This window comes from Bacteroidales bacterium, from assembly GCA_031276035.1.
Lineage (GTDB): Bacteria > Bacteroidota > Bacteroidia > Bacteroidales > BM520 > RGIG7150.
In genome coordinates this window covers 16,571-31,663 of the sequence record JAISNV010000023.1, presented here as the reverse complement: position 1 = coordinate 31,663, position 15,093 = coordinate 16,571, and the positions used below count along the sequence as shown (strand labels likewise).

The following is a 15,093-nucleotide window of genomic DNA, read 5'->3' as shown; positions in this document are numbered from 1 at the left end:
TTTTTGGGGTTTATTTTATCGGTAAATAGACAAAAAATGTTGAGCCTTTACCCAACTCACTTTCAACACTTACAGTTCCGTTATGGGCGGTTACGATAGATTGAACGTAACTCAAACCAAGTCCGAAACCTTTGAAATTATGAACGTTACCCGAAGGAACTCTGTACAATTTTTCAAAAATCTTCTTTTGATCAGGTTTTGAAATACCTATTCCGTTATCTTTAACGGCTATTGTCAAAAGATTATTTGTAACTTTGGTTATAATTTTTATCTCCGGTTTCTTGGGAGAATATTTGTTTGCATTGTCAAGAAGATTTGAGATCAGATTTGTGAAATGCATCTTATCCGCATAAATAGTTGTAGGTTGCGAAGTTAAATCAAGAGAAATAATTCCGTCTTTGATTTCTATTTGCATTTCAAACTTTTGTGCAACATCGGAAATAATCTCATTGGCATTAATATACTCTTTCTTAAGTTTCAGTTTTCCTTTATCCATTGTTGCGGTTGTGAGGATTTTCTCAGCCATCAATCCCAATCGATTATTTTCTTCACGAATAATATTAATATATTGATTCATTAGAACAGGATGTTTCTGAATTACAGGATCGCTCAAAGCTTCTCCGGCCAATGCAACAGTCGATATCGGGGTTTTAAACTCATGAGTCATGTTATTGATGAAATCATTCTCAATTTCAGCTAACTTTCTTTGTTTATAAAGAAGTCTGAAAACCGCAATAAACGCAACGGAAGTTATTATCAGCAAACATAAACTGAATAATGCCATAGGTAATATTTGGTCAACGATATTCCTGATTTGATTTGGGAAATAGACTAAAAGATAAGCAGGATTTTTTCTCGTATCCGATGAAAACAACTCGACCCTTTGTGCGTTTTTTATGAAGTCTTCCTTGTCAATAACATTCTTTGTGAAAAACAAAGTATCTCTAAGCGGATGATAGACAGCGTATTGATAATCGCCAGGAAGGTTTCTCAGATTAAAAGAAATAACTATCAAAGAATCTAAAGTATTAGAATCTATTCTTTCTTCAATTAATCTGTTCTGTGTTTGTTTGTATAAATTTTCAAGATAATCGTCGATTAAAATGGATTTCTTGATAAAGAATCCTAATTTGTCAATATCATCATCTTCAACGGTACATTTATTTGCAAATGAATTGAAATCATCGGATTGATTATTTTCTGTTTTTTGATATTCTAAGAGAAAATTCGAGGTTTCGGTTCTGTCCAAATTCCACACAACATCAAACATTGATACGAAAACCTCTCTACGAAATTCTTTTGTCTCTATTTTGAATGTTGTAATTATCCAATAACATTGCACTCCAATCGTTAATATGATTGAAACCACAAGTACTATCGCCCAGAGTTTTATCGTTAAATTTTTCATTTGAGATACAAAGGTAGAATATTTTAACATTTCAAATAGGCTTTTAACATTTTTTGTGGTGACCCATAATTTTTTAACTAAAAATTAGTATAAAATTCCTATCTTTGCAAGTTAACTTAGTTGTGGTATATTCCTATGAAAATAGGACTTGTCAAAAGTATTTTTAATATCAAAAAATCAAACATAAACAAAATAATTATTATGTATATTTATTCGTTTGTTTACTTTGCGATATAATATTAAAATTTAGTCTATAAAAAACAAGATATGAAAAATTTATTTTTAGTAATGATTACAATATTTAGTGTAATGGCAACATCTTGCCAAACAAAAAAACAAAACAAAACACAAGGTGATGTAATAATACATACCGAATACGGAGACATGGTGGTAAAATTGTATGATGAAACCCCGATACATAAAGCGAATTTTTTAAAATTAGCGGAAGAAGGATTTTATAATGATCTTTTGTTTCATAGAGTTATCAATACATTTATGATTCAGGGCGGTGATCCTGAATCAAAAAATGCGGATCCATCGAAACAATTGGGTTCCGGCGGTCCTGGTTATACTCTTGAAGCTGAATTTCGTCCTCAATATTATCATAAAAAAGGCGCTCTTTCCGCTGCTCGTCAGGGAGATCAAATGAATCCCGAGAAACGCTCATCCGGTTCGCAATTCTATATTGTGCAAGGAAACGTTTTCAGTAATGACCAAATCGAACAAATAGAAGAAAGCAGAAAAAATTCGAAAATGCAGGAAGTTTTCGTCAATTTTATACAAGCCCCTGAAAATACTCATTACCTTGAACTACTTCAAGCCGCCCAAATGAATCAGGATCAGGATGCATACATGAATGTAATTGTTGAAATTGAACCCAAACTTGATGCTATGCTTGAGGAAGACGGCAGCTGGAAATTAACTCCCGAACAGATTAATACCTATACTACAATCGGTGGAACTCCTCATCTTGATAATAATTATACTGTGTTCGGTGAAGTTATTGAAGGACTCGATGTTATTGATAAAATAGCTGCTGTGGAAACACAACAGGGTGACCGTCCAAAGAAGGATGTAAAAATGACAATGGAGGTTATAAAGAAATAATGAAACCAATACGATGGAAATAATCTTAATAAGAAAAATTAAGACTTAATTTAGTATTTTCCATCAATCCCAAAATAAAACAAACAAAATATGAAAAAACTTTTTTTGATGGCTATTGCTGTATTTATTATAATTGCGGCAAAAGGTCAGACCAAGCAACAAGGCGATGTTATTATTCATACGGATTATGGCGATATAGTTGTGATATTATATGACGAAACTCCTATCCATAAAGCTAACTTTTTGAAATTAGCGGAAGAAGGATTTTATAATGACCTTCTTTTCCATAGAGTTATAAAGGATTTTATGATTCAAGGCGGTGATCCCGACTCAAGAAATGCAGGTCCTGCAAAGTCTTTAGGTTCCGGCGGTCCGGGATATACACTCGAAGCCGAAATCTTACCTCAATATTATCATAAAAAAGGTGCTCTTTCCGCTGCCCGTCAAGGCGATCAGGTAAATCCTGAGAAACGCTCCTCAGGCTCACAATTCTATATTGTGCAAGGTGTTCTTTACGATAAAAGTAAAGTTAATCAAATGCAGGAAGGCAAGAGACAAGGTAAAATGCAAGATGTTTATAATAAATTTCTTCAGGATCCTGCAAATGCTAAGTATGCCGAGCAGCTTGCCGCAGCTCAACAAGCTCAGGATCAGAATGCATATATGAATGTTATTAGACAGATTGAACCTAAACTTGATGCTATACTTGAGAAAGATGACAGTTGGAAATTAACTCCTGAGCAAATCGAAGCTTATACTACTGTCGGTGGAACTCCGCATCTTGACAATAATTACACTGTTTTCGGAGAAGTTATTGAAGGCCTTGACGTTATTGATAAAATAGCTGCTGTAAAAACTCTTTCTTTCGACCGTCCGCAGGAAGACGTGAAAATGAGGATTGAGATTATAAAGAAATAATAATATATGAGAGATAAAATCGAAAAACTTCAATCGGAAATTGAAGATTATATTTTAAGTACCGGTAAGGATATTTCAGATCTTACCGAATACTTTAAACAAAGATATCTTAGTAAAAAGGGTGAAATACAAATGCTGTTTAACGACTTCAGAAATGTTAGCCCCGAAGAAAAAAAAGAATTAGGGCAACGTTTGAATGAGTTGAAATATCTTGCGCAGGAAAGACTTAAGTTTTTTGAAGAAGAAATAAAAAAGGCTTCTTTTCAAAAAGAAAGTTCAATTAATGATATGACAAGGAATATTGAACTTATGGGTAATGGTTCAAGGCATCCGTTGTCTATTGTTCGCAATGAAATTATAGATATCTTTTCCAAAATAGGTTTTTCGATCGCTGAAGGTCCGGAAATCGAAGACGATTGGCATTTGTTTACGGCATTGAACTTTCCGCCGGAACATCCTGCCCGGGATATGCAAGATACTTTCTTCATTGATAAGGATATTGCTTTGCGTACTCATACTTCTTCTGTCCAAATCAGATATATGGAAACAAACAAAATGCCGGTACGAACACTTTTTCCAGGAAGAGTTTTCCGTAATGAAGCTATTTCCGCACGTGCCCATTGTATCTTTCATCAAGTTGAAGGACTTTATATCGACAAAAATGTTTCTTTCAAAGATCTTAAACAAATTTTGATGTATTTTGCCGAAGAATTGTTCGGGAAGGAAACTAAAATAAGATTGAGACCTTCTTATTTCCCGTTTACCGAACCCTCGGCTGAGATGGATATTTCTTGCAACATTTGCGGCGGTAAAGGTTGTAATATCTGTAAACATACAGGTTGGGTGGAAATACTTGGTTGCGGAATGGTAGATCCCAACGTTTTGGAAAATTGTAATATAAATCCTAACGAATACTCAGGTTATGCTTTCGGAATGGGAATCGAACGTATTACAATGTTGAAATATCAAGTTAATGATATAAGATTGTATTTTGATAATGACACAAGGTTTTTAAGTCAATTCGAAAGAGCCTGATAATCCGATTGAAAATAATTTCAAACGATAAAATACTTTATGAATAGTTAACCGGCTCGACAATTAACTGTTTTCATGAAAACTCATATTATTTGAAATAATAACTGTGAAACCGAAGTTCGGTATCCGAAACTTTTGAATCTTTGAAAAACAAATAAATATGAACATGCCAATTTCCGGAAGATATATTAGTAACTCTATTCTGTTTACTGCTTTATTTGTATTGTTTGGGATAGTTTTTTTCTCATGTGATAATAAAAAACCCGCTAAGGAAATAATATTTTTTAATGAAGCTTGGGAATTTGTTTATGATGACAAAAATTTTACTGCTAATGTGCCCGGTTGTATTCATCTTGATTTGATGAAACACAATATTATTGAAGATCCGTTTTATCGTGATAATGAAAAAGAAGTTCAATGGGTTTCGGAAAGAAATTGGATTTATAAAAAATCGTTTGATAAAAAAGATATTCCAATTGCCGATAATGTTAAACTTGTTTTTGAAGGACTTGATACTTACGCGAATGTTTATATTAACGGAGAATTGATAAAGTGCGAAGATTCTGAGTTTTCTGCTTTCAATATGTTTAGAGAATGGAAATATGATTTTCCTGAAAATATTAAAGATACGGATAATGAATTATTAATCGAATTTTTTCAACCGGCGGAAATTGACGGAAAAAAAGCGGCTCAATTAGATTATCAACTTCCCGACGAAAGAGCTTTTACACGTAAAGCCCCATATCAATCGGGTTGGGATTGGGGACCGGTTTTGATTACAAGCGGAATTTGGAAACCGGTTTATTTTGAAGCTTGGAATAACATCAAAATAAACACTTTCCAAGTCTATACGGAATCTGTCGAAGATAATAAAGCTATCCTAAAATTAATAACCGAGCTCCAATCGGATTTATCCGAAAGGGTTGATGTTAATATTTTTATTAACGATAAAAAAATAACTTCAAGCAAAAAAAATATTTTGGAAGGAAATAATGTCATCGAATTTTTTGCTGAAATTGAAAATCCGAAACTTTGGTGGCCAAACGGATTGGGAGAACAAAATATGTACGAAATAAAAATAATGATTGGAGATTCAGATTATTATGATGTTGCTGAGCAGAAAATAGGGATTCGTACAATTGAACTTGTTACAGACAAAGATGAAATAGGCTCGAAATTCGAGTTTCATGTTAATGGAATTCCCGTTTTTATGAAAGGTGCGAATTATATTCCGTCTGAAAGTTTTCCTGTTAATAGAAGTAAAGAAAGTCATTACAAACTTATTGAAGATTGTAAAAATTCGAATTTTAACATGTTGCGCATTTGGGGCGGCGGTATTTATGAAGATGATGAGTTTTACGATTCCTGCGACGAACTCGGAATTTTAATTTGGCAAGATTTTATCTTTGCTTGCGCTCTTTATCCAGGTGATGAAGAATTTCAGAAGAATGTCGAAATCGAAGCAAAAGAACAGATTCTTCGTTTGAGAAATCATCCGTGTATTGCTTTGTGGTGTGGAAATAATGAAGTAAAAAACGGCTGGGAAGATTGGGGTTGGCAAAACGATTACACTCCTGCCCAACGTGAGGAAATTTACTTAGCTTATGAAACACTTTTTCATAAAATATTAGCAGAAGCGGTTAAACAATACGATCCGAAAATTTCCTATCATTCTTCTTCTCCTTTGTGGGGTTGGGGGCATAAAGAATGCTGTACCGAAGGAGATTCACACTACTGGGGTGTTTGGTGGGGCGAACTGCCTTTCGAAATATGGAAAGAAAAAACAGGCAGGTTTATGTCGGAATTCGGATTCCAATCATATCCCGATTTTTCATCGGTAAAAAAATTCACCGTCGAAGAAGATTGGAATATAAATTCTCAGGTGATGAGAAATCATCAGAAACACGGAAGGGGAATTGAAATCATTACCAATTATATGGAAAAGTATTTCGGTGTACCTGAAAAATTTGAAGATTATCTTTATGTTAGTCAGTTGTTGCAAGCATACGGTGTAGGTGATGCTTTGGAAACTCACAGAATCAGAACGCCGCATTGTATGGGAACCTTATATTGGCAAATCAACGATTGCTGGCCGGTGGCTTCATGGAGTAGTATAGATTATTACGGCAATAAAAAAGCATTGTATTATACTGCGAAAAATATATTTGAGGAAATCATTCTTGCAAGCGAAATGCAATCGGATACGCTTGCTGTTTATTTGGTTTCCGATTTACTCGAAGATATTAACGGACAACTTGTAATTGAAGTTGTAGATTTTTTCGGAAATGTTTTAAGAAAAGATATTGTTAATTATGTTACAGCCGCAAGTAATACTTCATCAAGAGTTTGTTATTATCCTATCCGTAGAGATTTTACGGCTAAAGCTGATGAACTATTTGTTCTGTTGAGTTTTACAGGTGACAATCAGGATGTCAAATTAACAAAAGTGCAATATCTTACCTATCCTAAAAACTTAAAATTGCCAGAATCCGAAATTAATCTTTCGATTCAAAAAACAAAAAATGGATATACCATAAACGTCAAAAGTGGCGTTTTATCTAAGAATATTTATATTAGTTCTTCGGAAAACGGTGAATTTTCAGATAATTATTTTGATCTTCTGCCGAATTCAGAGAAAATTATTACCTTTACTCCCGAAAATAATATAGAGCCTATTTTTAAAATTAAGTCATATTCAGATGCTTTTTAGCGAAGTTCAAGGCAACGATTATATAAAACGCAAATTAATACACATGATTGATGATAAAAGAATCAGTCATGCGTTACTTTTTAATGGGCCGGAAGGTTCCGCTAAGTTACAGCTTGCTTTAGCTTTTGCAACTTACTTAAATTGTAAAAATAGAAATAACGGCGATGCTTGCGGTAAATGCCCTTCATGTACACAAATCTCAAAATTAGCTTATCCCGATCTTCATTTCATATTTCCTGTCGGAAATTCAAAACTGAAAAAAGTGAAAGAACCGATGAGTGTTGATTTTATGGATGAATGGCGAAGTTTTGTTGAAACCTGGAATGGTCTGGGAACTTTTTATGATTGGACAAATGAAATCAGAATCGAATCGGGACAGGCAATTATAAATACAAACGATTGTAATGGAATCATTAAAACATTGAATTACACTTCTTATGATTCGAATTACAAAATAATGGTTCTTTGGATGGCGGAAACTATCTTTCATGCGGCGGCTCCGAAGATTTTAAAAATTTTGGAAGAACCGCCTGAAAATACTTTGTTTCTCATTATTACTGAAAATAAAGATGCCATTCTCGACACTATTATTTCGAGAGTACAAGTTGTAAATATTCCTGAATATACCAATGAAGATGTTAGAAATATTTTGGTAAATAATTACGAAATAGATATAAATGAGGCTTATAAAATTTCCGAGAGCACAGATGGAAATGCGTCTTTGGCTATAAAAACAGCTCTTTCTCCTGAAGATCCGCTTATGTCTTTTGATTTATTTATCCAATGGATGCGTATATGCTTGCGTCCTAATATGATGGAAATAATTCCTTTTGCGGAAGAAATTTCCAAAAACGGTCGCGAATCTTGTGTTATGTTCTTAAAGAATTCTCTGACATATTTGCGACAAGCTTTGTTTTATAATGAAACAAACGAATTTTTAATACCTGTTAACGGAGAAAATGAACTAACTTTTACTAAATTTGCAAAATTTGTTCGTTGCGATAATATTGCAATATTTGATAATTATATAGAAAATGCAATAAGTCACATAAAAAGAAACGGCTTTATTCCGCTGATAATGCTTAATTTGACCGTTTCATTATGTAGAGCTTTTAAACAATAAAACCATGGAAAACAACAATATAGAAAACGATTTTTTATCAAGAGGCTTTGTAAAAGAACCGGCGGCTCAACAAGAAGCATGTAACTGTTATAAAAATACATGTGCAAAATTGAGCGTTTTCGACTGGCTGGAGGATACTCCCGAAGCTCAAAGTGAAAAGAAACTTGATATCTACGAAGTACGGTTTAAAAATACCAGCAAAGGATTTTACAGAACTTCCGACGATTTGAAATTAAAAGTAGGTGATATTATCGCAGTGGAAGCAACTCCCGGTCATGATATAGGAATTGTGGCAGCTACCGGAATGGTTGCCAAGTTTCAGTTATATAAAAAAGGTTATACCGAAGATTCCGAATACATCAAAAAGATTTACAGGAAGATTCGATATAATGATATGGAAAAATGGATTTCCGCCGTGAAACGCGAAAAAGAAACAATGATGAAAACAAAAGAGATCATTGAATCTTTAAATCTGGATATGAAGTTAAATGATGTTGAGTATCAGGGAGACGGTACTAAAGCAACATTTTATTATACTGCCGAAGACCGTGTTGACTTTCGCGAATTGATAAAGATTTTAGCCGAAACGTTTAAAATTCGTATAGAAATGAAACAAATAGGCATTAGACAGGAAGCCAGCAGATTGGGCGGCGTAGGCTCTTGCGGAAGAGAACTGTGCTGCGCAACTTGGATAACAAAATTTTGTTCAGTTACCACATCAAGCGCACGTGTACAACAACTTACATTAAATCCTGTAAAACTTGCCGGTCAGTGCGGTAAACTAAAATGCTGCTTGAACTTCGAATATGATACTTATATCGATGCATTGAAAGAATTTCCTGATAACAATATTGTCTTACAAACCGAAGCCGGTAACGCGTCTTATGTAAAAAGTGATGTTTTCAGAAAATTCATGTGGTATTCTTACGACAATTCCAAAGATAATTCCATTATGGCTATTCCGATAGATCAGGTAAAAGAAATAATCGGAATGAATAAAAAAGGAAAAAAACCTGCTAATCTTGAAGATTTTGCGTTCCAAAAAGAACAAAGACTTGAAATTGATGAGGGAATTGTTACTCCGGATGATTTAACTCGTTTCGATGATTAATTCAATTTAAATAATGAAAAACAGCAAAATATATATCTTCATTTTTCTGATAGCAATCTGTTTATCGGCGTGCAATAAAAAGTATGTAACTGATAAATATTATTCTATTCCGAAGGAAGGCTGGAGTTATTTTGATACTTTGGATTATCAGTTTAGTATTGATGATACTGACGCTATTTATTCTGTTTTTCTGAATGTTATACATAATGATGATTACAAATACAGAAATTTATTTTTGTTTATGCATCGCCTTAATCCCGATTCGTCTTTGTTTTGTGATACGGTTCAATTGATACTCAGTACTCCGGAAGGAACACTTCTGGGTAAAGGAATAGGCGAAACTAAGGAAGCGAAATTCCTGTTGGGCAATAATATAAAATTTCCTGAGCAAGGTAATTATTCGTTACAACTCATTCACGGTATGAGGGATGAGTATATTTTCGGCATAGAAAAAGTGGGCTTTATTATTTCTAAATAGTTTTCGATGGCAAATAAAAATCAGAAGAAAAAGGAAAAAGAAAATAAAAACCGGTTAAAAAGGTTTATCCTTTGGTTTTGGGGGATATTTTTGTTTTTAGTTTTGATTGTTGTTTTAGTTTTTGTTTTGATTTGGAATGGAAAATTAGGATTTATGCCTTCATTTGAAGAATTGGAAAATCCGAAAACCAATCTTGCCTCCGAAATTATTTCTTGCGACGGAGTTATAATTGGAAAGTATTTTTATGAGAACCGTACTAATGTTTCTTTTGCCGAATTGTCTCCAGAGTTAGTTAACGCTCTGATTGCTACTGAAGATGCTCGTTTTTACGAACATTCGGGAATTGATTTCCGTTCTTTGGGACGCGTAGCTTTCGGAATCCTTACTTTTAATAAAAAGGGAGGAGGAAGTACAATAACCCAGCAGTTGGCAAAAAATCTTTTTCCACGCGAAAAACAAAGTAAACTGAATATCGCTCTAATTAAGTTTAAAGAGTGGGTTGTTGCTGTAAAACTTGAGAGAAATTACAGCAAAGAGGAAATTATGGCAATGTATTTCAACACAGTGTTTTTTGGAAATAATGCTTTCGGAATTAAAGCCGCTTCCAATGTTTATTTTGATAAAGACCCGATTTATCTTAATGCGGATGAAGCTGCACTTTTGGTTGGAATGTTGAAAGCACCATCATATTATAACCCTAGAAATCATTATGATCGGGCTGTTGCAAGAAGAAATATCGTTTTGAAACAAATGAACAAATATGATTATTTGACAAACGAGATTTATGATTCTCTAACACAGGTTCCGATAAATATGAGTCATTTTAGAAGAATTGATCATACAACAGGATTGGCAAAACATTTTAGAGAGCTTATCAGGAAGCAAATGACGGCTTGGTGTAAAACACATCTTAAGGAAGACGGCAGTTCGTATAATTTATATTCCGACGGGCTAAAGATTTATGTTACAATAGATTCGCGTTATCAGAAATATGCTGAAGAAGCCGTAGAAGAATATTTAGGCGGCGTTTTGCAACCGGAATTTTTTAAACATTGGAAAGGACATAAGTATGCACCTTTTGTTTTTAATGATAATGTTGCTGCCAAAGAAGTTCAGGGTTTGTTGAATACGGCGATGAAAAGAAGCGAACGTTACCGAATGATGAAACAAGACGGTGCATCGCAGGATTCGATTATAAAAGCATTTAATACTCCGTATAAAATGACTGTTTTTTCTTGGAAAGGAGATATAGATACTATTATGACTCCGATGGACTCGATTCGTTATTACAAGTTTTTCTTGAGAACGGGATTAATGTCTGTAGAACCGTCAACAGGTTATGTGAAAGCTTATGCATGCGGTCCGGATTATAATCATTTTCAGTACGATAATGTAACTCAAATGCAACGGCAAGTTGGTTCTACTTTTAAACCTTTTGTTTATACGCTTGCAATGCAGGAAGGAAACATGTCGCCGTGCAGCAGAGTACCTAATGTTCAGGTTAGCATTCCTCTTGAAGACGGAACATTCTGGGAGCCGCGAAACGATTCAAAAGATAAACTTGGCGAAGAAGTTACATTAAAGTGGGCGTTGGCAAACTCTAATAACTGGATAACAGGACATTTAATAAAACGATATGGTCCGGAACCGGTAATACAAATGACAAGGAAAATGGGTGTGAAGTCGGAAATTCCTCCTTATTTTGCAATTTCTTTAGGAACAGCGGATTTATCACTATACGAAATGGTGGGTGCTATGAATACTTTTGCCAATAAAGGAGTTTATATCGAACCTATTTTCATTTTAAAAATTACAGATAGAAACGGAAACTTAATAGAATCATTTGTTCCGAACAAAGAGGAAGCTGTTGATGAAGAAACCGCTTATCTTATGATTGAACTTATGAAAGGCGTTGTTGAATCGGGAACCGGTGTGAGGTTAATAAACCGGTACGCACTTACAAATCCGATCGCCGGCAAAACCGGAACTACACAAAATAATTCGGACGGCTGGTTTATGGGATTAACACCGAATCTTGTAACAGGAGTTTGGACGGGCTGCGAAGACAGAGCAGCGCATTTCAGAACTTTGGCACTCGGACAAGGTGCAAATACCGCCTTGCCTATTTGGGCTATTTATATGAAAAAATTATACGCCGATCCGAAAATAAATTTATATAAAGGAGACTTTGAGAAACCATTAAAACCGCTTTCTGTTGAGGTGGATTGCGATAAATATGATAAGCAAAATCAGAATGAAGACTTCTTCGACTTCGATGACGAATTTTAAAATCGTTGAAAACGACCCTTATCTTTCAGATTATCAAAAACAATTTTCTGAAAGGTTCTCTGCTTATGATTTGAAAGAAAAAGAATTGATAAAAGATGTAGATTCTTTAAATGATTTTGCTAACGGATATTTATTTTTCGGCTGTCATAAAACTTCTGAAAAATGGATTTTTAGGGAATGGGCACCTAATGCTACGGAAATTTTTTTGGTAGGAGAACACTCAGGCTGGCGCGTTTTACCTGAATTTGCTTTCAGAAAAATGGGCGATTATTGGGAATTGCAGGTCGAAATAGAAGTTTTGCAACACGGATATCTTTACAGGTTATTAATCAGATGGGATGGCGGTGAAGGTGAAAGAATTCCGGCTTGGGCTACACGGGTAGTTCAAGATGAAGCAACGAAAGTTTTTAATGCACAGATTTGGAATCCTAAGAAAGAATATAAATGGAAATACTCTCAGCCTGAGAGCGAACATTTTTATCCGATAATTTATGAAGCACACGTAGGTATGGCACAAGAAATACCGAAAGTAAATTCGTTTACCGATTTTAAAGATAATGTTCTTCCCAGAATTGTTGCCGGCGGTTATAACACTATTCAACTTATGGCAATTCAAGAACATCCGTATTACGGCTCTTTCGGATATCATGTTTCGAGTTTTTTTGCAGTTTCATCGCGTTTCGGAACGCCGGAGGAGTTGAAGGAGTTGATTGATACGGCTCATGAACACGGATTGAAAGTTATTATGGATTTGGTTCATTCTCATGCTGTAAAAAATGAAATTGAAGGACTTGCCAGATATGACGGAACAGAGTATCAATTTTTTCATTGCGGCAACAAAGGAAATCATCCTGCCTGGGACTCTAAATGTTTTGATTACGGTAAAAATGAGGTTCTTCATTTCCTTTTATCGAACTGTAAATTTTGGTTGCAAGAATATAAATTCGATGGGTTTCGTTTCGATGGAATAACAAGCATGCTTTACGAACATCACGGATTAGATAAAAATTTCACTTCATATAATCAATATTTCGATGGCTCAGTAGATATTAATGCTTGTGTGTATCTGATGCTTGCAAATAAACTGATACATCAGGTTAATTTTGATGCGATAACAATTGCGGAAGAAATGAGCGGTATGCCCGGACTTGCCGCAGAGATTGATGATGGCGGTTTCGGATTTGATTATAGGCTTGCAATGGGTGTTCCCGATTATTGGATAAAATTGGTTAAAGAAGTTAAAGACGAACTTTGGGATGTAAGTAATATATATTACGAACTTACAAACCATCGTGCCGATGAGAAAACAATTTCATATTTGGAATCTCATGATCAAGCTATTGTCGGAGATAAAACCATGATATTCCGTTTGATAGATAAATATATGTATAATTCGATGTCAATCAGCAGTAAGAATTTTATTGTTGATAGGGGAATCGCTTTACATAAGATAATGAGATTAATTACAATAGCGACCGCCGGAGCAGGATACTTAAATTTTATGGGCAATGAATTCGGCCATCCGGAATGGATAGATTTTCCCAGACAAGGTAATAAATGGTCGTACCAATACGCACGCAGACAATGGTCGCTGGTCGATAACAAAAGTTTAAGATACTATATGCTTGCCGACTTTGACACGACTATGATAAATATGGTTATTGAGAAAAATATTTTTAAAGAAAATTTTCCGTATAAAATTTACGAACATTGTAAAGATCAGGTTTTGGCATTTGTTCGTAACGAAATTTTATTTGTCTTCAATTTCAATCCCAATAAATCATTCGAAGATTATAAATTCAACACAGCACCCGGGAAATATAAAGTTATATTAAATACCGATAATATTGATTTTAATGGTTTCGGCAGGATAGATGAAAATATCTATCATTTTACCCAAGCCAAAGGCAGTAAGAATTTCATAAGTTTATATTTACCCGCGAGAACGGGAATCGTGCTTGTTAAAAAGTAGTAAGAGGTTATAGTTATTAACTACATTTATATATGTACACTATTGAATGGGTATAGATTTAATTTCTAACTTTCCAACAGAGCTATCAACAAGTTCAATTTTGGGATGACCAACGAATGCACCCATTGTAATACTACATCGGATATAATATTCTTTTCCGAACTGGATGTTGATGGGTAATTCGGCTTTTGCCTCTGTTCTTGCCCATAAAGTATTTCTTCCTTCTTCTCTAATAATGATTGTTTCCCTCCATTTATTTTTTACCCTGCATATTACATTATCGCCCAAATACAAATCATAGCCAACTAAAGCACCTGCACCTCCTTGTCTATAAATATGCAGTACTGCATATTCATCACTAATTGATGTATCTTTGGAACTTTCCGTACTTATGAAAGTTTCTATATTGTCAATTCGTAAAATATCGGCTTTAATCCTGTGACAAGAACTTCCAAGCGCACTCGGCGTATTATGTTCAGTTAATTTAATAGCATTTCCGCCAATTTTTCTTGCCTCATCTGTTGCTAAAGCAAGCACAGATTCAAACTCACAATTTACAGTTAATCCTGATTCGCCAATTTTTAAATTTCCCAAAATTTCTGCATTTGAAGGTGCCGCATCATCAACACCAAAAACAACAATTGGTTCTGTAGAATTTAATTTGTCATAAGTTTTACTTATACTTGTTGATACTTTCGGTGAACAGGAACTAATTATTAGGGCACAGATACCGAATAAAATAAAAATGTTTTTTCTCATATTTTAAAATATTATTATTAATAAAAAATCTAAAAACAAAGATAAGAATTAATTTAAATTCTCATTTTTTTATCTTGGTTATTTGTTATTTTTTATAAATACTATAATATTACGAGAAAATGAAGGAAAAGAAAAATGATTTCATTTTGAATTATCCTAAGAAATCATTTCTGGAATGGAATT

At 34.2% G+C, this 15,093-nt stretch carries 11 protein-coding genes; 9 read left to right on the top strand and 2 right to left on the bottom strand.

The annotated features are described in order from the left end of the window. Positions 1–10: 10 nt before the first annotated feature. Complete coding sequence (locus LBP67_05475) at positions 11–1,438, bottom strand: HAMP domain-containing histidine kinase (protein ID MDR2084426.1); 1,428 nt, start codon at positions 1,436–1,438, stop codon at positions 11–13. A 237-nt stretch (positions 1,439–1,675) separates the two neighbouring features. On the opposite strand from LBP67_05475, the gene LBP67_05470 reads away from it, so the two are divergent. The 9 genes from LBP67_05470 (at position 1,676) to LBP67_05430 (ending at position 14,151) form a co-directional block, all read left to right on the top strand. Next, positions 1,676–2,515: a peptidylprolyl isomerase gene (locus LBP67_05470; protein MDR2084425.1), complete on the top strand. Its 840-nt coding sequence runs from the start codon at positions 1,676–1,678 to the stop codon at positions 2,513–2,515. Positions 2,516–2,605: 90 nt separating this feature from the next. Then, the gene (locus tag LBP67_05465; protein MDR2084424.1) at positions 2,606–3,433 is read left to right on the top strand and encodes a peptidylprolyl isomerase; all 828 of its coding nucleotides are present in this window, start codon (positions 2,606–2,608) and stop codon (positions 3,431–3,433) included. Positions 3,434–3,439: 6 nt separating this feature from the next. Continuing rightward, positions 3,440–4,468 carry a phenylalanine--tRNA ligase subunit alpha gene (gene pheS / locus LBP67_05460; GenBank protein ID MDR2084423.1) on the top strand — a complete coding sequence of 343 codons (1,029 nt, stop codon included), beginning with the start codon at positions 3,440–3,442 and terminating at the stop codon, positions 4,466–4,468. 160 nt (positions 4,469–4,628) lie between these two features. Beyond that, positions 4,629–7,178: a glycoside hydrolase family 2 protein gene (locus LBP67_05455; GenBank protein MDR2084422.1), complete on the top strand. Its 2,550-nt coding sequence runs from the start codon at positions 4,629–4,631 to the stop codon at positions 7,176–7,178. Then, positions 7,168–8,301, top strand: coding sequence for a hypothetical protein (locus LBP67_05450; GenBank protein ID MDR2084421.1), 1,134 nt, complete (start codon positions 7,168–7,170; stop codon positions 8,299–8,301). The genes LBP67_05455 and LBP67_05450 overlap by 11 nt, the downstream gene beginning before the upstream one ends. Positions 8,302–8,305: 4 nt before the next feature. Next, positions 8,306–9,412 carry a hypothetical protein gene (locus tag LBP67_05445; protein MDR2084420.1) on the top strand — a complete coding sequence of 369 codons (1,107 nt, stop codon included), beginning with the start codon at positions 8,306–8,308 and terminating at the stop codon, positions 9,410–9,412. Between the two features lie 13 nt (positions 9,413–9,425). Next, complete coding sequence (locus LBP67_05440) at positions 9,426–9,890, top strand: gliding motility lipoprotein GldH (GenBank protein MDR2084419.1); 465 nt, start codon at positions 9,426–9,428, stop codon at positions 9,888–9,890. Positions 9,891–9,896: 6 nt separating this feature from the next. Then, positions 9,897–12,179 carry a transglycosylase domain-containing protein gene (locus LBP67_05435; GenBank protein MDR2084418.1) on the top strand — a complete coding sequence of 761 codons (2,283 nt, stop codon included), beginning with the start codon at positions 9,897–9,899 and terminating at the stop codon, positions 12,177–12,179. Beyond that, entirely contained in the window at positions 12,166–14,151 is a 1,986-nt protein-coding gene (locus LBP67_05430; GenBank protein MDR2084417.1) for an alpha amylase C-terminal domain-containing protein, read from the top strand. The genes LBP67_05435 and LBP67_05430 overlap by 14 nt, the downstream gene beginning before the upstream one ends. A 39-nt stretch (positions 14,152–14,190) precedes the next feature. Here LBP67_05430 and LBP67_05425 read toward each other — a convergent pair whose 3' ends face one another. Then, a complete protein-coding gene (locus tag LBP67_05425) occupies positions 14,191–14,910 on the bottom strand; it encodes a DUF2846 domain-containing protein (protein ID MDR2084416.1) in 720 nt (239 codons plus the stop codon). Between the last annotated feature and the right edge of the window lie 183 nt (positions 14,911–15,093).

Coding starts and splice junctions, on each gene's coding strand:
- LBP67_05475 (MDR2084426.1), bottom strand. CDS start 1,438: ATGTTAAAATATTCTACCTTTGTATCTCAAATGAAAAATTTAACGATA.
- LBP67_05470 (MDR2084425.1), top strand. CDS start 1,676: ATGAAAAATTTATTTTTAGTAATGATTACAATATTTAGTGTAATGGCA.
- LBP67_05465 (MDR2084424.1), top strand. CDS start 2,606: ATGAAAAAACTTTTTTTGATGGCTATTGCTGTATTTATTATAATTGCG.
- pheS (MDR2084423.1), top strand. CDS start 3,440: ATGAGAGATAAAATCGAAAAACTTCAATCGGAAATTGAAGATTATATT.
- LBP67_05455 (MDR2084422.1), top strand. CDS start 4,629: ATGAACATGCCAATTTCCGGAAGATATATTAGTAACTCTATTCTGTTT.
- LBP67_05450 (MDR2084421.1), top strand. CDS start 7,168: ATGCTTTTTAGCGAAGTTCAAGGCAACGATTATATAAAACGCAAATTA.
- LBP67_05445 (MDR2084420.1), top strand. CDS start 8,306: ATGGAAAACAACAATATAGAAAACGATTTTTTATCAAGAGGCTTTGTA.
- LBP67_05440 (MDR2084419.1), top strand. CDS start 9,426: ATGAAAAACAGCAAAATATATATCTTCATTTTTCTGATAGCAATCTGT.
- LBP67_05435 (MDR2084418.1), top strand. CDS start 9,897: ATGGCAAATAAAAATCAGAAGAAAAAGGAAAAAGAAAATAAAAACCGG.
- LBP67_05430 (MDR2084417.1), top strand. CDS start 12,166: ATGACGAATTTTAAAATCGTTGAAAACGACCCTTATCTTTCAGATTAT.
- LBP67_05425 (MDR2084416.1), bottom strand. CDS start 14,910: ATGAGAAAAAACATTTTTATTTTATTCGGTATCTGTGCCCTAATAATT.